21 protein-coding genes are annotated in these 21,296 nt (G+C 56.7%); 12 read left to right on the top strand and 9 right to left on the bottom strand.

The window, feature by feature from the left end; genetic code table 11:
• Nucleotides 1-73 precede the first annotated feature (73 nt).
• Complete coding sequence (locus SSARUM2_RS08760) at nt 74-454, bottom strand: hypothetical protein (protein ID WP_049213690.1); 381 nt, start codon at nt 452-454, stop codon at nt 74-76.
• A 379-nt stretch (nt 455-833) separates the two neighbouring features.
• Here SSARUM2_RS08760 and rlmI point away from each other — a divergent pair, with 379 nt between their 5' ends.
• Nucleotides 834-2,018, top strand: a complete 1,185-nt coding sequence (gene rlmI / locus SSARUM2_RS08755; RefSeq protein WP_033637902.1) for a 23S rRNA (cytosine(1962)-C(5))-methyltransferase RlmI — start codon at nt 834-836, stop codon at nt 2,016-2,018.
• A 60-nt stretch (nt 2,019-2,078) separates the two neighbouring features.
• Entirely contained in the window at nt 2,079-2,396 is a 318-nt protein-coding gene (gene hspQ, locus SSARUM2_RS08750; protein ID WP_033637900.1) for a heat shock protein HspQ, read from the top strand.
• 57 nt (nt 2,397-2,453) lie between these two features.
• Here hspQ and SSARUM2_RS08745 read toward each other — a convergent pair whose 3' ends face one another.
• Nucleotides 2,454-2,867 (bottom strand): CoA-binding protein, encoded by a 414-nt coding sequence (locus tag SSARUM2_RS08745; RefSeq protein WP_033637899.1) that lies wholly within the window; start codon nt 2,865-2,867, stop codon nt 2,454-2,456.
• 255 nt (nt 2,868-3,122) lie between these two features.
• Here SSARUM2_RS08745 and SSARUM2_RS08740 point away from each other — a divergent pair, with 255 nt between their 5' ends.
• Nucleotides 3,123-3,788: a DUF2057 family protein gene (locus SSARUM2_RS08740; protein WP_060429882.1), complete on the top strand. Its 666-nt coding sequence runs from the start codon at nt 3,123-3,125 to the stop codon at nt 3,786-3,788.
• A 123-nt stretch (nt 3,789-3,911) separates the two neighbouring features.
• Nucleotides 3,912-4,370, top strand: coding sequence for a methylglyoxal synthase (locus SSARUM2_RS08735; RefSeq protein ID WP_015377363.1), 459 nt, complete (start codon nt 3,912-3,914; stop codon nt 4,368-4,370).
• Between the two features lie 32 nt (nt 4,371-4,402).
• Here SSARUM2_RS08735 and helD read toward each other — a convergent pair whose 3' ends face one another.
• Nucleotides 4,403-6,457, bottom strand: a complete 2,055-nt coding sequence (helD, locus tag SSARUM2_RS08730) for a DNA helicase IV (protein WP_060429880.1) — start codon at nt 6,455-6,457, stop codon at nt 4,403-4,405.
• A gap of 166 nt (nt 6,458-6,623) precedes the next feature.
• Between helD and SSARUM2_RS08725 the strand changes: the two genes are divergently transcribed.
• Nucleotides 6,624-7,076, top strand: a complete 453-nt coding sequence (locus SSARUM2_RS08725) for a YccF domain-containing protein (RefSeq protein WP_033637896.1) — start codon at nt 6,624-6,626, stop codon at nt 7,074-7,076.
• Nucleotides 7,077-7,102: 26 nt separating this feature from the next.
• Nucleotides 7,103-9,238: a YccS family putative transporter gene (gene yccS / locus SSARUM2_RS08720; protein WP_049213684.1), complete on the top strand. Its 2,136-nt coding sequence runs from the start codon at nt 7,103-7,105 to the stop codon at nt 9,236-9,238.
• 4 nt (nt 9,239-9,242) lie between these two features.
• Here the strand turns inward: yccS and SSARUM2_RS08715 are convergent, their stop codons facing one another.
• The gene (locus SSARUM2_RS08715) at nt 9,243-9,899 is read right to left on the bottom strand and encodes a TfoX/Sxy family DNA transformation protein (protein ID WP_033646570.1); all 657 of its coding nucleotides are present in this window, start codon (nt 9,897-9,899) and stop codon (nt 9,243-9,245) included.
• A gap of 229 nt (nt 9,900-10,128) precedes the next feature.
• Between SSARUM2_RS08715 and sulA the strand changes: the two genes are divergently transcribed.
• Nucleotides 10,129-10,635: an SOS-induced cell division inhibitor SulA gene (gene sulA, locus SSARUM2_RS08710; RefSeq protein ID WP_033654220.1), complete on the top strand. Its 507-nt coding sequence runs from the start codon at nt 10,129-10,131 to the stop codon at nt 10,633-10,635.
• Nucleotides 10,636-10,992: 357 nt separating this feature from the next.
• Nucleotides 10,993-12,072, top strand: coding sequence for a porin OmpA (ompA, locus tag SSARUM2_RS08705; RefSeq protein WP_033638719.1), 1,080 nt, complete (start codon nt 10,993-10,995; stop codon nt 12,070-12,072).
• An 88-nt stretch (nt 12,073-12,160) separates the two neighbouring features.
• On the opposite strand, the gene matP is transcribed toward ompA, so the two are convergent.
• On the bottom strand, nt 12,161-12,619 hold the full coding sequence (matP, locus tag SSARUM2_RS08700) for a macrodomain Ter protein MatP (RefSeq protein ID WP_004928138.1): 459 nt from the start codon (nt 12,617-12,619) through the stop codon (nt 12,161-12,163).
• A gap of 210 nt (nt 12,620-12,829) precedes the next feature.
• Here matP and SSARUM2_RS08695 point away from each other — a divergent pair, with 210 nt between their 5' ends.
• The 4 genes from SSARUM2_RS08695 (at nt 12,830) to fabF (ending at nt 17,269) form a co-directional block, all read left to right on the top strand.
• Entirely contained in the window at nt 12,830-14,578 is a 1,749-nt protein-coding gene (locus SSARUM2_RS08695; protein ID WP_033646573.1) for a Lon protease family protein, read from the top strand.
• A gap of 68 nt (nt 14,579-14,646) precedes the next feature.
• Complete coding sequence (fabA, locus tag SSARUM2_RS08690) at nt 14,647-15,165, top strand: bifunctional 3-hydroxydecanoyl-ACP dehydratase/trans-2-decenoyl-ACP isomerase (RefSeq protein WP_004928144.1); 519 nt, start codon at nt 14,647-14,649, stop codon at nt 15,163-15,165.
• 302 nt (nt 15,166-15,467) lie between these two features.
• On the top strand, nt 15,468-15,995 hold the full coding sequence (locus tag SSARUM2_RS08685) for a helix-turn-helix domain-containing protein (RefSeq protein ID WP_033637890.1): 528 nt from the start codon (nt 15,468-15,470) through the stop codon (nt 15,993-15,995).
• Complete coding sequence (fabF, locus tag SSARUM2_RS08680; RefSeq protein WP_060429018.1) at nt 15,992-17,269, top strand: beta-ketoacyl-ACP synthase II; 1,278 nt, start codon at nt 15,992-15,994, stop codon at nt 17,267-17,269. The genes SSARUM2_RS08685 and fabF overlap by 4 nt, the downstream gene beginning before the upstream one ends.
• A 63-nt stretch (nt 17,270-17,332) precedes the next feature.
• On the opposite strand, the gene rmf is transcribed toward fabF, so the two are convergent.
• From rmf to pqiA, 4 genes are all read right to left on the bottom strand, one after another.
• Nucleotides 17,333-17,503: a ribosome modulation factor gene (gene rmf, locus SSARUM2_RS08675; RefSeq protein ID WP_004928150.1), complete on the bottom strand. Its 171-nt coding sequence runs from the start codon at nt 17,501-17,503 to the stop codon at nt 17,333-17,335.
• A gap of 270 nt (nt 17,504-17,773) precedes the next feature.
• On the bottom strand, nt 17,774-18,334 hold the full coding sequence (gene pqiC / locus SSARUM2_RS08670) for a membrane integrity-associated transporter subunit PqiC (RefSeq protein ID WP_049235524.1): 561 nt from the start codon (nt 18,332-18,334) through the stop codon (nt 17,774-17,776).
• Nucleotides 18,331-19,977, bottom strand: coding sequence for an intermembrane transport protein PqiB (gene pqiB, locus SSARUM2_RS08665; protein WP_033646578.1), 1,647 nt, complete (start codon nt 19,975-19,977; stop codon nt 18,331-18,333). Before pqiB ends, pqiC begins: the two co-directional genes overlap by 4 nt.
• Entirely contained in the window at nt 19,964-21,280 is a 1,317-nt protein-coding gene (pqiA, locus tag SSARUM2_RS08660) for a membrane integrity-associated transporter subunit PqiA (RefSeq protein ID WP_060429875.1), read from the bottom strand. Before pqiA ends, pqiB begins: the two co-directional genes overlap by 14 nt.
• Nucleotides 21,281-21,296: the final 16 nt, after the last annotated feature.

Genomic DNA, 21,296 nt, shown 5'->3' with positions numbered 1-21,296 from the left:
GGGCAACCAAGCGACAGCGCTATTCCTATTTCGAGTAAAGCCATCTGCTCTATCGTCGATGATGTGAGAGGTGTCAATGACTTTTATTTTTCAAGCTATCGAGGGATGATGTAATGTCAGAAAAATCAACCAACTTGCGAACAACTTTCGTTTTAAAACGATCATCATATTCAACCTGAGCACTCTTTACCTTTATTAACCTATCAATCATTATGTCCGCTTGCTCGCCGTCGAATCCAAAAGAACGGTTACCGTAAAACCGCTCGCCGTTAATCGACACAGCACCTGAGTTTGGGTTCGCAGTAGGTGGAAATGAAATTTTATAATGCCCAGCCTGAACCGAAATCTTTAATACCCCATCACTTATAGCGTTTTCATCATCACTAAAAACCCACTCGTTAGCCAATACTGTGTGAGTCGTCATAAAAAAAATGAAAAACAAAAAGAATCTCACTGGTGCACTCCCTTCACTTTATATTACAAAAACAGCCAAAAATACTCTTAACAAGAATAAATATATCACTCTGTAGCCTTATGCCCTATAAAGCATAATCCCCTGTCAAACATCTAATCCTGCAGGTAACAAAGCGCCTTCACGCACTGATCAACATGCTTTCATCTCTGGCTTGCTATAATACACCTTTTTAAGCTGCCATTTCTTCAGTTTGAAGGCTGCACTTTCTCTCTCTTCGGTGCGACGCCCGCAGAGATAACGCGATACAATCCGAGCCAACGCGGTAGTGAACGCTGTCAGATTCAGCTATGATGACGAACTTATTTTGGCAAACGCTTAATCCAGCCAATTAACCCATTGAATAAAAAGTAGTTTAACCATGCGCTTACATCTCGCCAAAGGACGTGAAAAGTCCTTACTCCGTCGCCACCCTTGGGTGTTCTCCGGCGCCGTTCAACGCGTTGAGGGCAAAGCCCACTCCGGTGAAACCATTGATATCCTCGACAGCCAGGGTAAGTGGCTGGCACGCGGCGCCTATTCGCCCGAGTCGCAGATCCGCGCACGCGTCTGGACCTTCCAGCAAGATGAAGAGATTAACATCGATTTCTTCATTCGCCGCCTGCAGCAAGCGCAAAGCTGGCGCGATTGGGTCGCACAGCGCGACGGTCTGGACGGATACCGCCTGATCGCCGGCGAGTCCGACGGCCTGCCGGGCATCACTATCGATCGCTTCCAGAATTTCCTGGTGCTGCAGCTGCTGTCCGCCGGTGCCGAATACCAGCGCCCGGCCCTGCTTTCCGCCCTGCAGCATTGCTACCCGGAATGTTCGATCTACGATCGCTCCGACGTTGCGGTACGTAAAAAAGAAGGCCTGCCGCTGGCGCAGGGCCCGGTGCTGGGCGATCTGCCGCCGGAACTGCTGCCGATCACCGAACACGGCATGAAGCTGCTGGTGGACATTCAGCAGGGGCACAAGACCGGTTTCTACCTCGACCAGCGCGACAGCCGCCTGGCGGCGCGCAATTACTCCGCCGGCCGTCGGGTGCTGAACTGCTTCTCCTACACCGGCGCCTTCGCCGTTTCCGCTTTGATGGGCGGTTGCGCGCAGGTGATCAGCGTGGATACCTCGCAGGCGGCGCTGGATATCGCCAAACAGAACGTCGAGCTCAACAAGCTGGATCTGAACAAAGCGGAGTTCGTTCGCGATGACGTGTTCCAGCTGCTGCGCAACTACCGCACTCAAGGCGAAAAATTCGATCTGATCATCATGGATCCGCCGAAATTCGTCGAGAACAAGAATCAGTTGGCCAGCGCCTGCCGCGGCTACAAAGACATCAACATGCTGGCGCTGCAGCTGCTGAATCCGGGCGGCATTCTGCTCAGCTTCTCCTGCTCCGGCCTGATGCCGACCGACCTGTTCCAGAAAATTTTGGCCGACGCCGCTGTAGATGCCGGACGTGATGTACAATTTATAGAGCAGTTCCGACAGGCTGCCGATCACCCGGTGATCGCCACATACCCTGAGGGACTGTATCTGAAAGGATTCGCTTGTCGGGTGATGTAACTTGAAATGCGCTGCCCTGCCCCCATATATGAGCAAGGCATTGTTTCTCAGGAGGTCATCATGATTGCCAGCAAATTCGGTATCGGACAACAGGTTAGGCATAAACTGCTGGGGTATTTGGGCGTCGTGATCGATATCGACCCGGAATACTCTTTGGAACAACCCAAAGCTGACGAAATAGCGGCGAACGATGAACTGCGTTCAGCCCCTTGGTACCACGTGGTGATGGAAGACGAGGAAGGCCAACCGGTACACACCTATCTGGCGGAAGCGCAGCTGGATAGCGAAGCCCAGGAGGCACACCCCGAGCAACCATCGCTGGATGAACTGGCGGAATCCATCCGTCACCAGCTACAGGCGCCACGCTTGCGCAATTGACCGCGCCAAGACCTGAGAAACCCGAGAGGGCCCGGCATCGCGCCTGGCCCTTTTTATTTAGCGCTCCAAGCCTAAGCGCGGGATTTCGATTTTCGGACAGCGATCCATCACCACACGCAACCCGGCCTGTTGCGCCAGCGCTGCCGCCTGCTCGTTAATCACCCCTATCTGCAGCCAGAGCGCCCTGGCGCCGATCGCTATCGCCTCTTGCGCTACGCCGTAAGCCGCTTCTGAATTGCGAAACACGTCAACCATATCCACCGGCTGCGGGATAGCGGCCAGCGTAGGGTAAACCTGCTGCCCCAGCAGCGTCTGCCCCGCCAGTTTTGGGCTGACCGGGATCACCTGATACCCTTGCGCCAACAGATACGCCATCACCCCATAGCTGGGCCGCGATGGGTTATCGCTGGCACCGACCAGCGCGATAGTTTTCACCTGTTGCAACAGCTCAACAATCTCTTGATCTTGCATCTTCAACTCCCGTTTATCACTGCGTCACTTTCCATTTCGAGTGTAACCGATCGGCATTCGTTCGGTTAAACGCAACGCAAGGGAAACTTCACCGCAATCTTATGGTCAGAGGCTGTCGCGGTTCAGCTGCGCATGGTCATGTCTAATCGCGATAAAATATGTAAAAATGTAAACAAAATACCCGATTGAAAAATTTTGACACAACCTATGCCGTGTTCAACACTTAGCGTTACGCCACTTTATAAGGAGATAATGATGAAATTTGGTCTGGTGGTTGCGGCGTTGCTCAGCATCAGCATGCCTGCCGCGGCTACGACCCTGAAACTCTCCCCGGACATCGACCTGCTGGTGGTCGACGGCAAGAAAATGACAGGTTCGTTGTTAAAAGGCGCCGACAGCCTTGAACTGGATGGCGGGCAGCACCAGTTGCTGTTTAAAGTGACCAAAACCGTACGTTCCGGCCAGCATACGCAGGCCTATGCTTCCTTGCCGCTGGTTGCCACCTTCAATACGCAAAAGATCAGCCAGGTGGCGATCGAACTGCCACGCATCGAGAACGATCGTGATGCGCAACGCTTTGACAGAACGTTGAATTATCTGGTGGTCGATAAAGACGGCAACACCCTGCCGTTCCGGCATGATGTGCTGCATCCCGACAGCGTCACCTTCAATACCGATTTGGAAAAGGTGATGACCGATTACAACCGCCAGAACCGCCCGGCCTCCGTTCCGAGCTTTGTTCAGGCGAACGCGGGCAATGCCTCAGCCCTCGCGTTGGCCGGCGCGCCGATAAACGCCCCGACGGTGACGTTGAAAGGTGAAAACGTGTCGGAACAAATGCTGCAATACTGGTTTCAACAGGCCGACAAGGAAACACAGAAGCGTTTTCTGCGCTGGGCCAATAAACAACCGATTCGCTGATCCCTCCCGGCGCCTTTCCCCGTAAAGGCGTCTTTTCTTCGCATTTTCAAGCGCAAACGCTAGGCAGTGAAAAACAGTTTCAGTAATCTGTCGCACATTCCCCGATTAGCGAAGGACACCGAGATGGAATTGACCACCCGCACTATCGCCGCGCGCAAACACATTGCGCTGGTGGCGCACGATCACCGCAAACAGGCCCTGCTGGAGTGGGTAGAAAGCCACAAGACCATTCTGGCGCAGCACCAGCTGTACGCCACCGGCACTACCGGTAATCTGATCCAGCGCGCCAGCGGCATTCCCGTCACCAGCATGCTAAGTGGCCCGATGGGCGGCGATCAGCAGGTTGGCGCACTGATTGCGGAAGGCAAGATAGACATGCTGATCTTCTTCTGGGATCCGCTGAACGCGGTGCCGCACGATCCGGACGTGAAGGCGCTGCTGCGGCTGGCGACCGTATGGAATATTCCGGTGGCCACCAACCGCTCGACCGCCGACTTTCTGATCGACTCTCCGCTGTTCAAAAGCGAGGTGGAGATCGCCATCCCCGACTATCAGCGCTACCTGCAAGACCGCCTGAAATAATCCTCGCGGCCTGGCATCCGCCAGGCCCAGGCTTACGGTTTTTTCTGCACCGGTACGCCAAGATCTTGCAGGTGTTCAACGAACACCGAAGGACGTTCACGATCCTGCAACAGCCACACCTGATGTTTAGCGCGCGTCAACGCGACATACAGCAGACGGCGCTCTTCGGCATCCGGGAAATCCTCCGGCTGCGGCAGCAGCACCTCTTCCAACACCGACTCGCGCGCCACGGCGGGGAAGCCGTCACGCCCATCATGCAAACCGGCGATGATGACGTATTCCGCCTGCTGCCCCTTGCTGGCGTGGATGGTCATAAATTCCAGATCCAGCTTGGGCCAGCGGGTGGCCGCCTTCGCCAGCGCTTCCGGTTTCAGATGATGGTAGCGCGCCAGCACCAGGATGCGCTCATCCGGCTTGGCGTAGCCGCTCAGTTTATCCAGCAAGGGCTCCAACTGCTCGTGCGGCAGGATCGCCACCGACTTTTTATTGCCCTTGCTCAGGCTGTTGAGCGGTTTTTTCAGCTGGTGCGGGTTCTGCTGCACGAACCGGTTGGCCACCTCGCCGATACGTTCGTTGAAGCGATAAGTGGTGTCCAGCGCGCACTGCGCCCCTTCGCCGAAGTGGGTGGCAAAAGCCGTGGTTAACGTCAACTCTGCGCCGCTGAAGCGATAAATCGCCTGCCAGTCATCCCCCACCGCAAACAGGCAGGTCTGCTTGTTCTGCCGCCGCAGCGCCGCCAGCAACAGCGCACGCTGCGGCGAGATATCCTGAAACTCATCGACCAGAATATGTTTCCACGGGCTGACGAAGCGCCCCTTGTCGAGAATGTTGACCGCCTGGTGAATAAGGCCGGAGAAGTCCACCGCTCCTTCCTCTTTCAAGGCGCTTTTCCAGGCTTTCAACAGTGGCGCCATCAGCCGAATGCGTTTCGAAAACAGATCGCGGATTTCTTCATCCGCCTGCTCAATCATTTCCGCCTGGCTGCCGCCGTGCATGCGCATCAGCCCCAGCCAGCGTTCCAACCGGCCCGCCAGCCGGTCCGCCAGGCGTTTATCCTGCCAGAAGTCGCCTTCCGGCACGTCCCATTCCAGCTCCTCGGTCAACCATTGACGCCACCCCTTGGCCTGGGCTTTTTTCTCTGCACATTGCTCGCGCCAATGGGCAATCAACAACGCTTTGCGCGCGCTGGCATCGGTTTCCAACCTGCTGATGGCCGGGGCTTTGCGGCTGCCTTGTTGAATGATCTGCAGCGCCAATGCATGGAATGTTTTGGCCTGAATACCGACATCGCCCAAACGTTCTATGATGCGATCATTCATCTCACTCGCAGCCTGACGGCCGAACGCCAACAGCAAGATTTGGCCCGGCTCCGCCTCCTGACGGCGCAGCAGCCAGCCGGCGCGCGCCACCAGCACCGACGTCTTGCCGCTGCCGGCCCCCGCCAATACCAGGACGGAATCCTCGCCGTTGACCACCGCACGGCTCTGAGAGTCATTGAGCGGTGAGCTCTCGACGGTCTGGAAGAAGTCGTGATGTTGCTCCAGCATGCGATCGGTCCACTGCCGGTTGCGTTGGTCGACACTGCGTTGCCCCTGCTGCAGCCATTGCAGACACAGATGGTAATCAGCCCGGCAGTTATCGAATTCCTCCAGGCGCGCCACCGGCATTGGCAGCGCGGAGAAGGCTTCACGGATTTGCTGCTGCAGCTTGCCCAGCTCAGACTTTTTGAACCATTTATCTTGCTGCTCAATGCGCTGAATCTGTGCCACCTGCTGTTGCAACACGCCGGCACTGACCTCACTCATTTCGGCGCTCCACTGCTGCCACGCCTGCTGCAGATAGTGATAAAAACGCTGCGTTTCCTGCCACTCGGTGCCGTGCAGTCGCACCACTTTTTCGTCCGGCAATTCAAATTCCAGCTCGCCCCAGACGATGCCGCGCTTGCACCTGACCTGAATCAGTTGATTGAAGGGGATCAGGTATTCATGTTTTTCCCCGCTCACCTCAACGCCGGCGTGCAGCAACCGCACGCGGTTATAAGGGTGCTGAGCCAGGTGTTTCCCCAGCGATGTCGCTTTAAGTTCCATATCGTCGCGCCATGACTATGTTGAGATTAAATAACGGATATCTGCCAGTTTACCTGCGATAAGCAGTGGCACTCTAGCGCTAAAAAAAGGGTAGAATAGATTTTGCGTTTTTATCGTGAATACGCCCGCATCGCGGTTTGGCCAACATTAGAGCAGAATGACGTCTATGCGTACTGTACTGAATATTCTTAATTTTGTGTTGGGCGGTTTCTTCACCACGCTGGGTTGGCTCATCGCCACGGTGTTCAGCGTGCTGCTGGTCATCACGCTGCCGCTCACCCGCTCCTGCTGGGAAATCACCAAGCTGTCGCTGGTGCCGTTCGGCAATGAGGCAATCCACGTCGATGAGCTCTACCCGGAAAAAAGCAATGCGCTGCTCTCCGCCGGCGGCTCACTGCTCAACGTTATCTGGCTGGTGCTGTTCGGCTGGTGGCTGTGCCTGTCACACATCGCCGCCGGTATCGTGCAGTGCGTTTCGATCATCGGCATTCCGGTCGGCATCGCCAATTTCAAAATTGCCGCCATCGCGCTGTGGCCGGTGGGGCGCCGCGTCGTCTCGGTAGAAATGGCTCAGCAAGCGCGTATTGAGAATGCTCGCCGCCACTATCATCAGCGTTAATTTTTTCTCCGTTTGAGGAGTTTTTCGTGCGCTCTTTTGCACCCGCAGTACGTCGTTACACCTATAACAGCAATCTGCTGTATCACCTGCGCATCCTTATTGCGCTGATCGGCACCACCACCGTTCCCTGGTGGCTGGGCATTCCCAAGCTGACCATCCCGCTGACGCTGGGCGTGGTGGCAGCGGCCCTGACCGACTTGGATGACCGCCTGGCCGGCAGGTTACGCAACTTGCTGATCACGCTGGTGTGCTTCTTTGTCGCCTCAGCTTCAATCGAGCTGCTGTTCCCCTATCCCTGGTTGTTCGCCCTTGGCTTAACCACGTCGACCTGCGGTTTTATCCTTCTGGGCGCCTTGGGGCAACGTTACGCCACCATCGCCTTCGGCGCACTGCTGATCGCGGTTTACACCATGCTCGGCACCACCATGTACGATGCCTGGTATCAGCAACCGCTGCTGCTGGTGATCGGTGCGCTGTGGTACAACCTGCTGACGCTGGCGGGCCACTTGCTGTTCCCTATCCGGCCACTGCAAGAGAACCTGGCGCGCTGCTACGATCAACTGGCCAACTATCTGGATGCCAAAGCCAACCTGTTCGATCCCGACGCCGAACGCGACGCCGACCTGCCATGGATGGATGTTGCGATGGCCAACAGCGCGTTGGTCGCGTTGCTTAACCAGACCAAAGCCTCGCTGCTGACGCGCCTGAAAGGCGATCGCGGCCAGCGCGGCACCCGCCGTACCTTGCACTACTATTTTGTCGCGCAGGATATCCACGAACGCGCCAGCTCTTCCCACGTTCAGTATCACGCGCTCAGCCGGCAATTTCGCCACAGCGATATTTTATTCCGCTTCCAGCGTTTGCTGAGCATGCAGGCGCGTGCCTGCCGCCAACTGGCACAATCGATCCTGCTGCGGCAAAAATACCAGCACAACCCGCGTTTTGAGCCGGCCTTCAGCCGCATTCAGGAGGCCTTGGCGCGCATCGCCGAAACCCAGGGCAATTCAGAACAAACCAAGGCGCTGGCGCACCTGCTGAAAAACCTGCATGCGATCGATGCGCAGCTGGCCAATATTGAGTCAGAGCAGACGCTGGCAAACGGGCAAGCGGAAGAGAACAGCCTGGCCGACGATCGCTTAACCGGCTGGAGCGACATCCGTCTGCGCATCAGCCGCCATTTGACGCCGCAATCGGCCCTGTTCCGCCACGCGATCCGCATGTCGGTGGTGCTGTGCGTGGGTTACGCTTTCATCCAGTTCACCGGCATGCAGCACGGTTACTGGATCCTGTTGACCAGCCTGTTCGTCTGTCAACCGAACTACAACGCTACCCGCCGACGCCTGGCGCTGCGCATCATCGGCACCCTGGCCGGTATCCTGATCGGCCTGCCGATCCTCTATTTCGTGCCTTCACTGGAAGGACAGCTGGTGTTGATCGTCATCACCGGCGTTCTATTTTTCGCTTTCCGCACCGTCCAGTATGCCCACGCCACCATGTTCATCACGCTACTGGTCTTGTTATGCTTTAACCTGTTGGGTGAAGGATTCGAAGTAGCCGCCCCGCGCGTTTACGACACCTTGTTGGGCTGCGCCATCGCCTGGGCGGCGGTCAGCTTTATCTGGCCGGACTGGAAATTCCGCCAACTGCCGGCGGTGGTGGATAAAACCCTGAATGCCAACTGCCGTTATCTGGACGCCATTCTGGTGCAATACCACCAGGGTAAGGATAACGGCCTCGCCTACCGCATTGCGCGGCGAGATGCCCACAACAGCGATGCCGAACTGGCTTCGGTCATCTCCAACATGTCCGCCGATCCCAAGGCCGACAAGGAATTGCAGGAAGCCGCCTTCCGCCTGCTTTGCCTCAACCACACTCTCCTGAGTTATATCTCGGCGTTGGGGGCGCACCGCGAGCGGCTGAATACCCCTGTCACCCTCGATCTGCTCAATGATGCCGTGTGTTACGTGGACGGCGCCTTGCATCAGGAAGAACGGAACAGCCAGCGCATTGCGCAAGCGCTGGAACAGCTGGCGGAGCGCATTCGCAGAGCCGTTCCGGAACCTGAAAGCAAAGAGCAGTTGGTGTTGCAACAGGTGGGGTTGATGCTCGAACTGCTGCCGGAGCTCACCACACTCCACGCCCAAATCAATAAGGCAATCTAATTATTCAGGGCTCGCTCGATGGGCCCTGAACCACTGGCTCATGCCCATGGCGGCGCATCGCCATCGTATGATCGAACCAGCGCACCAGTTCGTTGCGCAATTCGGCCGGCAACGCCGCCTGATGATAACCGGCTATCGCGCCGCCCAGCGACAGCAGCACGCGCAGCCCCAGATTGGTCTGCTGTTGCAGCAGGCGGAGATAGCTGCGTTTAGCGCCTTGCAGCCGCAGGTCATAGGCGTTGCGGATACCCGCTCGCCATAGCAAGCGCTCCATGTTGACATCGATATTCGGCAACGCCTTCAATCGACCGTGATCGCCGGCCTTAAGCCGCTGCTCTCGACGCGCTTCCCTGACGGCCTGCCAGGCCAGCCCCACCAGCTCGTTGCGTTCCCGCCACAGCGACTCGTCAACCCAGTAATAACGCAAAGTGATGGGCACTCCACGCTTGGAATAGACCATATTGACCATCCCTCTGGCGCGAAAAGCCGGTTCCATGCTCGCCGTAGCCCGCAGGTACAACTCTCCTTCCGCTATCACTGCAAACATTACCCCCTCGGCCAGCAGGCCGTAGCCGCCAAACTGTGACCGCGTGGTGATGGCGCCCAGCGCCGCGAAGCAATTTTTAGCCTGTGCGATCCTTCGTATCGACATCCTTTTCATAGCGTTTCTCCTTTTTAGGTTCCGGTCGTATTATTTCTCTTATCAATGAAAAGAGTAACGTGAACAACTAATTAGGAAAATACGCACTATCCACCCGCATGCCAATCACAAAAAACACCGGTACAAAAAATGATCGCAATTATGCGAGCCGCTACGAAAATTTGGGTTGATCTTATCCCAAATCAGGGATACTGTATAAACATACAGTAACACGACGGGCGGGAACTTTATGCGTACTCAATCACTCTACCAACCTCATTTCAGCCAAGGCTCTTTTACAGCGCGCAATGTTGAGAAGAACACGGATGTCGGCAAAGAGAATGGCTTGATCAGTGAACTTGTTTACAACGAGCGCCAGCCCGCAGTGGCTCAATTGCTGTTGCCCCTGCTGCTGCAACTGGGCAAGCAGTCTCGCTGGCTTCTGTGGCTGACACCGCAGCAAAAATTAAGCAAGCAATGGCTGCAGCAATCCGGCCTGCCTGTAGATAAGATGGTGCAATTGAGCCAAATCAGCCCGGTGAATACGGTCGAGGCTATGGAAAAAGCGCTGCAAACGGGAAATTACAGCGTGGTTCTTGGCTGGTTGCCCGAGCTAACGGAGGAGGATCGTCTAAAATTAAGACGTGCGGCAGAATTGGGTAATGCCTATGGGTTTATCATGCGCCCTCAACGTGACATTAACCCGACTCACGGACACTGTTCCACCCTAAAAATTCACTCTTCTTTGTATCATTAAGTAAATTTAGGATTTTTCCCATCATTTTCGCACCCCATAAGCGGAACCTTTGCGGTGGAAGGCACAAAGCTAGTCCTGCTGCGGTTTGGCAAGTAAAAACGCCCAAAGAATCGCCGTTTTTTTAGGCTAAGAATGTTAGCAAATATGTACGATTCCGCGTTTTTTTTTAGAGCCTTATCACATCACACTTGTAACTTTCGCGCCACGTTGTAGACTTTACATCGCCAAGGTTGCTCTATAACGTCAGAAAAACTGGCGAGTAACAAACGAGGGCTTAAACCTTGGCGAAGGAATTTAACCAAGGGCTTAAAACAGCTTTAAAGCTCATTGCCTATTTGGATGATAACGAGGCGCAAAATGAAAAAGACAGCTATCGCATTAGCAGTGGCACTGGCAGGTTTCGCTACCGTAGCGCAAGCCGCTCCAAAAGATAACACTTGGTACACCGGTGCTAAACTGGGCTGGTCCCAGTACCATGACGTTGGCTTCTACGGCAACGGTTACCAGAACGGTATCGGCAACGGCCCTACCCACAAAGATCAGCTGGGTGCCGGCGCGTTCCTGGGCTACCAGGCAAACCAATACCTGGGCTTCGAACTGGGCTATGACTGGCTCGGCCGCATGCCTTACAAAGGCAGCGTGAACAACGGTGCTTTCAAAGCGCAGGGCGTTCAACTGGCCGCTAAACTGAGCTACCCAATTGCTGACGATCTGGACATCTACACTCGTCTGGGTGGTATGGTATGGCGTGCAGATTCCAAAGCTAACTACGGCCGTACTGGTCAGCGTCTGAGCGACCACGACACCGGCGTTTCTCCGCTGGCTGCTGTTGGTGTTGAATACGCACTGACCAAAAACTGGGCTACTCGCCTGGATTACCAGTTCGTAAGCAACATCGGTGACGCAGGTACCGTTGGCGCGCGTCCAGACAACACCATGCTGAGCCTGGGCGTTTCTTACCGCTTCGGTCAGGATGACGTAGTTGCTCCAGCACCAGCTCCAGCTCCGGCTCCAGTTGTTGAAACCAAGCGTTTCACTCTGAAGTCTGACGTGCTGTTCAACTTCAACAAGTCTACTCTGAAAGCAGAAGGCCAACAGGCTCTGGATCAGCTGTACAGCCAGCTGAGCTCCATGGATCCTAAAGACGGTTCCGTAGTTGTTCTGGGTTACACCGACGCCGTTGGTTCTGACCAGTACAACCAGAAACTGTCCGAACAACGTGCACAGAGCGTTGTTGACTACCTGGTCTCCAAAGGCATCCCGTCAGACAAAATCTCTGCACGTGGTATGGGTGAAGCAGATGCAGTTACTGGCAACACCTGTGGCTACAAATCTGGCCGCGCTACCAAAGCTCAGATCGCTTGCCTGGCACCAGATCGTCGCGTAGAGATCGAAGTTAAAGGTATCAAAGACGTTGTAACTCAGCCTCAGGGCTAAGTTTACTTGCCTAATAAAAACCCCGCATAGCGGGGTTTTTTTTCGTCCTATTGTTGAAACCAAGCGCAACAAAGGCGCGCTCACGCACTTACTTGGGATCTTTGCCAAGAATCGCCTTCAAGTCTTCTTTCAACGACGACATCTGGTTCGCATACTTTTCTTTGCGTTCAGCGTCTTCGATAAGCTGCACGACGGTTTCCGACAGCGTAACGCCACGTCGGCGCGCCAGGGCAGCCAATCGTTGCCAAACCAAAAACTCCAGATCGATAGATTTTTTACGCGTATGCTGATGTTCTGCGTTAAAATGACGTTTACGGCGGGCGCGGATCGTTTGTTTCATCCGGTTATCCAGTTCCGGATTCATGTGAGCGGCAATCCATGCAAGTACCTTTACCGGCTCATTTTCCAGCTTCAGCAGCTCGTTAACCGCCTCCTGAGCAGCGCTGTTTTCAATGTAGCGGGTAATGAGTTCCCCTTCCCGATGTTTCTTCACCAGGTACTTCCATTTCCAACCGCTCTCCAGATTTTCCAGTTGCTGATATTTCATCTTGAGCTCTTCAGTGACCGCGTAACTTCAAATAAGCATAACAGCTTTGCGCCAAATTTCCCCGGCAATTAAGCCGTCTTTTAGACTGTTTTTTGCACAGTCACCGCGCGATGTCAAACTCCCTGATGCCAACTGGCACTCCGCATGTATCAAGCCGCCGTTATTCTTGTATAATCGCCCTTTCCCTTTTTAACGATTGCATCTAACACTTTGACCAATAACCGACTTGAATGGCAATCTTTATTGCCGGACGTAACGCCTTATCAGGCGATATTTGATACCGCCGCTCAGTTGGCACCCGTGCCCTTTTCCGCCATTCAGCCTCGGCTGGAAAATGCCCTGACGCTATTTTGCCACCCCCAATCGCCACCGCGTTTCATGCTGTTGAAGGCGCAAGAAACACGAGAGTATCTGGAACTGATCGCTCACGCCGTCACGCCACTGCTGCCGAAAAACACGGCATGCCGCGGCAGCCACTATGTCATTCAGGATGGCAAAGTCAGCGTAGAGCCGGCCAGCCGTGGCGATGAACCTTTTGCCGCCGGCGGCGCTTGCCTGTTCCAGGAGTGGGTTGAGCCGGAGCAACTGTTTGGCTGCGTACGGATCCACAATGGCGACATCACCCTGCAGCCGGGTCTGGTGCACCAGGCCAACGGCGGCATTTTGATTCTGTCGGCCCGCGCCCTGTTGGCTCAGCCGTTGCTATGGCTGCGGCTGAAGCAAATGATCGGCCAACGTCAGTTCCATTGGGTTTCGCCAGACGAAACCCGCCCGCTGCCGGTAGCCATTCCGCCAATGCCGCTGGAGCTGCGGCTGATTGTGGTCGGCGATCGCCACGGCCTGGCCGATTTTCACGATATCGAGCCGGAACTGAGTGAACAAGCGGTCTACGGTGAATTCGAAGACGATCTGCAGCTGACTGAAGTTGATGATATGGCGCAGTGGTGCGGCTACGTCAACGGCGTGATTGCCGACCAGCAGTTGCCGATGCTGGCGAGCGACGCCTGGGCGCCGCTGATCGTTCAGGCCGTGCGTTACAGTGGCGACCAGGGCATCCTGCCACTCTCGCCGGTTTGGCTTGGCCAGCAGCTGTCCGAAGCCGCACTGTATGCCGAAGAAGATCGCATTACGGCCAAAGCGTTCGAAGCGGCGTTAAATGCCCGCGAATGGCGTGAAAGCTATCTGGCCGAACGTATGCAGGATGAAATCGAGCTGGGCCAGATTCTGATTGAGACCGAGGGTGAAGTGATCGGGCAAATCAACGGCCTGTCAGTCCTGGATTATCCCGGCCATCCACGCAGTTTTGGCGAACCGTCGCGCATCAGTTGCGTTGTGCACCTCGGCGATGGCGAGTTCACCGACGTCGAGCGCAAAGCCGAACTGGGCGGCAACCTGCACGCTAAAGGCATGATGATCATGCAGGCGTTCTTGATTGCCGAACTGGATCTGGATCAGCAGTTACCCTTCTCCGCTTCCATCGTCTTTGAGCAATCTTACGGTGAAGTAGACGGCGACAGCGCCTCGCTGGCTGAACTGTGCGCGTTGATCAGCGCCCTGTCACAGCAACCGATCACCCAGCAGATCGCCGTCACCGGCTCCGTCGACCAATTCGGCAACGTACAGCCGATAGGTGGCGTTAACGAAAAGATCGAAGGTTTCTTCGAGGTTTGTTTGCGCCGCGGCCTGACGGGTAAACAGGGCGTCGTATTGCCCGCGACCAACGTGCGCCACCTGTGCCTGCGCCAGGATGTCGTCGACGCGGTACGCGAAGGGCAATTCCATCTGTGGGCGGTAGAGAGCGCGGCGGAAGCCTTGCCTTTGCTCACAGGTTGCCTCTACTCTGACGAACAACAGCCGAACTTGTTGGCGGCCATTCAGGAACGGATTGCGCAGGTGAGCCTGCAGGAACGCCGTCGTCCGTGGCCGCTGCGCTGGCTCAACTGGTTCAACCACGGCTGATCGGACTTGTTCAGCGTACACGTGTTAGCTAACCTGCGTCCTTCATTAAAATAAGGCTTACTGAGAACATGGTAGATAAACGCGATTCCTATACGAAAGAAGACCTCGAAGCATCCGGCCGTGGCGAGCTGTTCGGCGCCGGTGGCCCACCGTTGCCGGCAGGTAACATGTTGATGATGGACCGCGTGGTCAAGATGACCGAAGACGGCGGAACTCACAACAAAGGTTATGTGGAAGCGGAGCTGGATATTAATCCGGACCTATGGTTCTTCGGTTGCCACTTTATCGGCGATCCGGTCATGCCAGGCTGCCTGGGCCTGGATGCGATGTGGCAGCTGGTCGGTTTCTACCTCGGTTGGCTGGGTGGCGAAGGCAAAGGCCGCGCGCTGGGCGTCGGTGAAGTCAAGTTTACCGGCCAGGTGCTGCCAACCGCGAAGAAAGTGACCTACCGCATTAACTTCAAACGCGTCATCACCCGCAAGCTGATCATGGGCGTCGCCGATGGCGAAGTGCTGGTTGACGGCGAAGTGATCTATACCGCCACCGATCTGAAAGTGGGCCTGTTCAAGGACACCACAGCGTTCTGATCACGCTGAGGAGAAGGCGGCCATCGTCTTCCTCTTCGCATGCCATCACGCCCAGCGTGATGGCATTTCTTTCACTTCTCGTTTAAAGACTACTCACCTCCTTTAATTGCCCGCTGCCGAAACGTTTTTCCCCCTGTCTCCACCCTATTCCTACCCGAACGCAGGCCAGTTGAGCGAGGCCTCTCCCCGCAGCCCGCACCGACGCGATAGCGGTTTTTTCCATCCGGTCATTTTCTTGCCCCTCAAAATCGCCTAGTATAGCTATCATGTAACTACAATAAATGTATCCACAAAGAGGCGATATGCAAAAAACCCGCTTTAGCGATACACCTTGCCCCGTCGCACGTTCGTTAGATCGCGTCGGAGAATGGTGGAGCATCCTGATCCTGCGTGATGCCTTTCAGGGATTGTCCAAGTTCGACGAATTCCAACAAAGTCTGGGGATTTCACCCACTCTCCTGGCCCGACGCCTGAAGGATTTAGTGGCCCACGGCATTCTGCATAAGCAACGTTATCAAACGCGGCCGGTTCGCTATCAATATCTGCTCACCGAACGCGGCAACGATTTTCTTCCCGTACTGGCCGCTCTCTCACAATGGGGCAATCGCCATTTGATCGACGGTGACATTAGCGCCTTGTTAGTCGACGGCCGCACCGATCGGCCGATCCAGGTCCAGTTGATCAACGTCGAGACCCAACAGCAGGTGCCGCCGCAGTTTATTACGTTGGCACCGGGGCCTGCGGCAAATGACGGCATACGTCAACGCGCCGAACTAATGCGGCAGCGGCGCCTCGCCGATTTATCCGAACTCACCAAGGAGCAGTCATGAGCAATCGTCGTATCGTTATTACCGGCATGGGCGCCGTTTCACCGTTAGGGTGCGGCGTGGAGACCATCTGGCAACGTTTATTAAAAGGAGAGTCCGGCATTCGGGCTTTGCCTGACGAGATCGTTGCAGATTTGCCGGTCAAGGTCGGGGGGCAAGTCCCCGAACTGGCGCAAGATGCCGAGGCGGGATTCAACCCAGACGCGTCCGTCGCCCCCAAGGACCAAAAGAAAATGGATCGCTTTATTCTGTTTGCCATGGCGGCGGCGGATGAAGCCGTTCGTCAGGCCGGCTGGATAGCCGATACGGAAGAAAAACAAGAGCGAACCGCCACCGTCATCGCCTCGGGCATTGGCGGCTTCCCGGCCATTGCCCAGGCGGTGCGCACTACGGACAGCCGCGGCGCCAAGCGCCTGTCGCCATTCACCATCCCCTCTTTCCTGGTCAATCTGGCGGCCGGTCACGTTTCCATCAAGCATCACTTCAAAGGCCCGATTGGCGCACCGGTCACCGCCTGTGCGGCCGGCGTGCAGGCCATTGGCGACGCGGTGCGTATGATCCGCAATGATGAGGCCGATATCGCCCTGTGCGGCGGTACCGAAGCCGCTATCGACACCGTAAGCCTGGGCGGATTCGCCGCCGCGCGCGCCATGTCCACCGCACCGGCCGAGTTGGCGCGACAGGCCTCCCGGCCTTTCGACAGCGCCCGGGACGGTTTTGTCATGGGGGAAGGCGCCGGCATGCTGGTGATTGAAACGCTGGAACATGCGCGGGCGCGCGGCGCTACGCCGCTCGCGGAAATCGTCGGCTATGGCACCAGCGCCGACGCCTACCACATGACCTCCGGCGCTGAAGACGGCAACGGCGCCTATCGGGCGATGAAAATCGCGTTGAAGCAGGCGAATGTCGCCCCAGAAGAGGTTCAGCATTTAAACGCGCACGCGACTTCGACACCCGTAGGCGATTTAGGCGAAATCAATGCCATCAAGCACCTGTTTGGCACTGCCGGGACTGTCGCCGTGACCTCGACGAAATCAGCGACCGGGCACCTGCTCGGCGCCGCCGGCGGGCTGGAAACCATCTTTACCGCCCTGGCTCTGCGCGATCAGATAGCTCCTGCAACGCTGAATCTGGACAATCCCGATCCGGCGGCGGCAGGCTTGCATCTGGTCGCGAAACGGGCTGAATCGATGGACATGACCTACGCCTTATCAAACGGCTTCGGCTTTGGCGGCGTGAATGCGAGTATTTTACTGAAACGCTGGCAGGACAAATAAACGGCACAAACAAAAACCTCCGCCAAGGGCGGAGGTTATTCCTTTTATTTGACAGGGAGCCGCTTAAGCGGTCACAGCCCTGTCTTCCATGGCTTCTCGCCAACCTCCCAGCCATTGAGACCGGGCGTCCACCGATGATTGGTAGGGACAATGTTCCCTGGAACGCCCTAAAATACCTGCCTGATACCCTCTCGAATGCGCCCTTTCCAGACGATCGCGTTTCTGTCTCTTCATGCCTCGTTTCCCTCATTTTGGTCTGGTGGAAAGAAAACAATGGCTGCTTTTTGCGCAGCCACGAGTAATCAATAGCGCTAAAAGAAGAGAAGATCAATGCGCAAAATTCACGCCAATGTCATATTTGTGAGCTACGCCCGAGGAAAGTGCTAAGTGGCTGATCTGCCGGGGAAGGGTTTAACTTTTTGAAATTAAATAGAAATCCCTGCCAGCGAAAAAAAACGAATTTTCACGCTGACAGGGATTAGACGATTTTAGACCAAATTATGACTAAATGCCGCCCATCTGTGCTGCGATAGCCTGAGCTTCCTGCTGCCAGCCCTGCGCCAGGGTGCGCACCAGGGCATCATAGCCGTCCTCGCCCTGTTTCAATTCCAGGCTGAAAGGCCGTTTGATCAAACGCCCCTGGCGGTTCAGCACCCACTCGCCGCGAACGATCGCCTTGCCGTCAAAACGGCCGTGGAAGCCGCTGACGGTGACGTTGAGCACATCCTGATCGCTACTCATCGGCTGCGAAGAGACCACCCAGCCCGGCAGCGCACTGCTCAGGTTGGTGACCAGCGTTTGCTGCAGCTGCTGGTCGAGCGGGCTGGCCCACAGATTGTTCTGCGCTATCACATACTGCACGTCGTTGGTCTGATACACCACGCCGCTCTGCGCCAGATAATCCGCCACGCTCACGTGCTCCAGCCACAGCTGGCGCGGGGAGGCACCGCTGCTGCTGGCCGCGGCCGGCGCACCCAGCGCCGGCAACTGATAGTAGGTCTTCTGTGGCGAACTGCTGCAGGCGCTGAGCAACAGCGCCAGGGCTACCGGGATCCATTTCATCATTTCGTGGCCTTCTTCGGCTGAGGGTCAGTGCTGCCGGCGGCTTCAAACACCAGCGCGTTGCTCTTCTCATTCAGGGTGCGCAGCACCGGTTGCAGCTCACGCAACACCTGGTCGAGGCGCTGCATATCGCCCACCATCTTGTTGTAAGCCGGCGAACCAGGCTGGAACCCTTTCATGCTGCGGTTCAGCTCCAGCAGGGTTTTCTGCATGTCCTGCGGCAGCGCCTGCATCTCTTTGCTGGCGATGATGTCGTTCAGCGACTTCATGGTTTGCTGCGTCGATTTCATGGTTTTCTGACTTTCCGCCAGCGTCTTGGTCGCTTCGTTGATCATCGGATTGATCGGCATCGAATTAATCTTATCCAACGTCTGCATCAGTTTCTGCTGGATCTGCGCCAGACCGCCGCTGGTGGTCGGCATCAGCGGATAACCGAACAGCTCGCGCGGCCCTTTCCACGGTTTCTCCTGCGGATAGAAGTCGAGATCGATGTACAGCGAACCGGTCAGCAGGTTGGCGGACTTCATCGAGGCACGCATGCCGCGGGACTCGGCGTCTTTCAAATGCCCTTCGATATCGAAATTGCCGCCCAGCTCTTTCTGGAAGCGATCCGGCTCGATGCGGATCAACACCGGAATGCGGTAATCGTTGTCCAGGCGCTGCGCCATGCCCTCTTTGTAGAACGGCACCTGCGCCACCGTGCCCAAACGAATGCCGCGGAACTCGACCGGGGCGCCCGGCTGCAGGCCGCGCACCGAATCGGAGAAGAACAGCAGGTAGTCCTTATGCACGGTATACAGCGAATCCTGCGTGCTGCGCTGGTTGTCGAACAGCTGGTACTCCGCCTTCTCTTTCGCCTGTTCGCCGCGATCCCAGCCCTCCGGCACGTCAAAACTGACGCCGCCGCTGAACAGGGTGGTCAGCGACCCCATCTCCACCCGCATGCCCTGCGCCGACATGTCGAACGCCACGCCGCTGTCTTTCCAGAAGCGCACGTTGGTGGTAACCAGCTGATCGTAAGGCGCGGTAATGAACAGCTGATAGCGCATGGCGCGCGTTTTAGGATCGAAATAGCTGGTTTCCACCGAGCCGACGCGGTAGCCGCGGAACAGCACCGGATCGCCGGCGTTGAGCTGGCCCGATCTTTCGCTGTCCAGCACGATGCGCAGCCCTTTGGCATCCGGAGAGGCCAGCGGCGGCGCGTCGAGCAGCTGATAGTTGTCTTTGCCGTCTTTGCCCTTGTTGCCCGGCTGCAGTTCGATATAGGCGCCGGAGAGCAGCGTGCCCAGCCCGGAGACGCCTTCACGGCCGATCTGCGGTTTCACCACCCAGAAGGCGGAGTCCTGGCGCAGCAATTTCTCCATGCCGGAATTAAGGCGCGCCTGCACCATCACCTTGCTCAGATCCTCGCTCAGCGTGACGGTTTCCACCACGCCGACGTCCACGCTGCGGCTTTTGATTTTGGTTTTACCCGCTTCCAGCCCTTCCGCCGTCGTGGTGACCAGCGTCACTACCGGCCCCTGATGGCTGAAGTGGTAAAACAGGATCCAGGCGCCGATCAGCGCGGTCACGATGGGAATGATCCACACCGGCGACCAGCGCTTGATCTTCTCGACGTCCGCGACGCTATGATTATTTTCCGTCACCTTGCGGCTCCTTGTTGATTGTTTCACTTGCGCGATCCCAGGTCAGCCGGGGATCAAATGTCATGGCGGCGAACATGGTGAGGATCACCACCAGCGCGAACAGCACGGCGCCCGTCGCGGGGTAAATGCTCATCAACTGCCCCATTCGCACCAGCGCCGACAATACGGCGATCACAAACACGTCGATCATTGACCAGCGGCCAACGAATTCGACCACTTCATAAATCAGATGCATGCGCTCGCTGTCGGCACGCGGTTTCTTCCTGCCGTTGGCATCACAGCACAGCCAGCCGATCGCCAGCATTTTCAGCGACGGCACCATGATACTGGCGATGAAAATCACCAGCGCCACCGGATAAGAGCCGTCGCCCCACAGCAGGATCACCCCCGCCATGATGGTGGAGTTCATTTTGTTGCCCAGCGCCTCGGTCACCATGATCGGCATCAGGTTGGCCGGAATGTACAGCATGACGGAGGTCACCAGCAGCGCCAGCGTCCACTGCAGGCTGTGGCGGCGACGCACGTAGCCGTTGGTGTGGCAGCGCGGGCAGCGCACCTGATTGGCCGGCAGGATCGCCGTGCAGCAGGCGCAAGAGCGCACGCCCTGCCGCATGCCGGTGCGCCCCACCGTCAGCGGGCGATCGATACGCGGCGCCGGTTCGATGTCCTGCCACAGCCAGCGCCGATCCACGCACTGGAAGGCGCGCACCTGCAGCAGGCAGAACAGGCAATAGGGCACGAAGCTGCTGCCGATGCCGATATCGCCGTAGGCCATCAGCTTGACGAAGCTGACCAGCACCCCGGCGAGGAAAATTTCCACCATGCACCAGGTCTTGAACTGGAACAGCACCCGGGCCATCCACTCTTTCAGCCCCAGCGGCAAACGCACTTTGGCACACAGCAGAATGATCGCCACCATGCAAAACGCCGGGATCAGCTGCACGAACACCATAAACAGCGTGGCCATGGTGGCGTAGTCTTCCGCCACCATGACTTCCGGAATTTGAATCAGCCGGATTTCATTGCCGATGCCGGCGACGCGCATGTTGATAAACGGGAAAATGTTGGCCAGCACCAGCATGAACAGGGCGCTGAGGGCGTAACCGATCGGCCGCTTGCGCGGCTCGTCCCAGCGGGCGCTGAGCGTGGTTTTGCAGCGCGGGCAGACCGCTTTGCTGCCATAGGCCAGCGGCGGCAGCGCCACCAGCATGTCGCACTGCGGGCACAGCATCAGGTTATCCTGGTGCTCCGCCGAAGGTGCGGAATGACTATGCTGCTGATGATTGTTGTGGGAACACACCATATTCCTCCTAAATAAC

Source organism: Serratia sp. K-E0102, assembly GCF_029962625.1.
GTDB lineage: Bacteria > Pseudomonadota > Gammaproteobacteria > Enterobacterales > Enterobacteriaceae > Serratia > Serratia sarumanii.
This window is presented reverse-complemented; position numbering and strand designations above follow the sequence as displayed.

Bases quoted from the DNA above. Each gene is read 5' to 3' on its own strand.
- rlmI (WP_033637902.1), top strand. From the start codon at position 834: ATGCGCTTACATCTCGCCAAAGGACGTGAAAAGTCCTTACTCCGTCGC.
- hspQ (WP_033637900.1), top strand. From the start codon at position 2,079: ATGATTGCCAGCAAATTCGGTATCGGACAACAGGTTAGGCATAAACTG.
- SSARUM2_RS08745 (WP_033637899.1), bottom strand. From the start codon at position 2,867: ATGCAAGATCAAGAGATTGTTGAGCTGTTGCAACAGGTGAAAACTATC.
- SSARUM2_RS08740 (WP_060429882.1), top strand. From the start codon at position 3,123: ATGAAATTTGGTCTGGTGGTTGCGGCGTTGCTCAGCATCAGCATGCCT.
- SSARUM2_RS08735 (WP_015377363.1), top strand. From the start codon at position 3,912: ATGGAATTGACCACCCGCACTATCGCCGCGCGCAAACACATTGCGCTG.
- helD (WP_060429880.1), bottom strand. From the start codon at position 6,457: ATGGAACTTAAAGCGACATCGCTGGGGAAACACCTGGCTCAGCACCCT.
- SSARUM2_RS08725 (WP_033637896.1), top strand. From the start codon at position 6,624: ATGCGTACTGTACTGAATATTCTTAATTTTGTGTTGGGCGGTTTCTTC.
- SSARUM2_RS08715 (WP_033646570.1), bottom strand. From the start codon at position 9,899: ATGAAAAGGATGTCGATACGAAGGATCGCACAGGCTAAAAATTGCTTC.
- sulA (WP_033654220.1), top strand. From the start codon at position 10,129: ATGCGTACTCAATCACTCTACCAACCTCATTTCAGCCAAGGCTCTTTT.
- ompA (WP_033638719.1), top strand. From the start codon at position 10,993: ATGAAAAAGACAGCTATCGCATTAGCAGTGGCACTGGCAGGTTTCGCT.
- matP (WP_004928138.1), bottom strand. From the start codon at position 12,619: ATGAAATATCAGCAACTGGAAAATCTGGAGAGCGGTTGGAAATGGAAG.
- fabA (WP_004928144.1), top strand. From the start codon at position 14,647: ATGGTAGATAAACGCGATTCCTATACGAAAGAAGACCTCGAAGCATCC.
- SSARUM2_RS08685 (WP_033637890.1), top strand. From the start codon at position 15,468: ATGCAAAAAACCCGCTTTAGCGATACACCTTGCCCCGTCGCACGTTCG.
- fabF (WP_060429018.1), top strand. From the start codon at position 15,992: ATGAGCAATCGTCGTATCGTTATTACCGGCATGGGCGCCGTTTCACCG.
- rmf (WP_004928150.1), bottom strand. From the start codon at position 17,503: ATGAAGAGACAGAAACGCGATCGTCTGGAAAGGGCGCATTCGAGAGGG.
- pqiC (WP_049235524.1), bottom strand. From the start codon at position 18,334: ATGATGAAATGGATCCCGGTAGCCCTGGCGCTGTTGCTCAGCGCCTGC.
- pqiA (WP_060429875.1), bottom strand. From the start codon at position 21,280: ATGGTGTGTTCCCACAACAATCATCAGCAGCATAGTCATTCCGCACCT.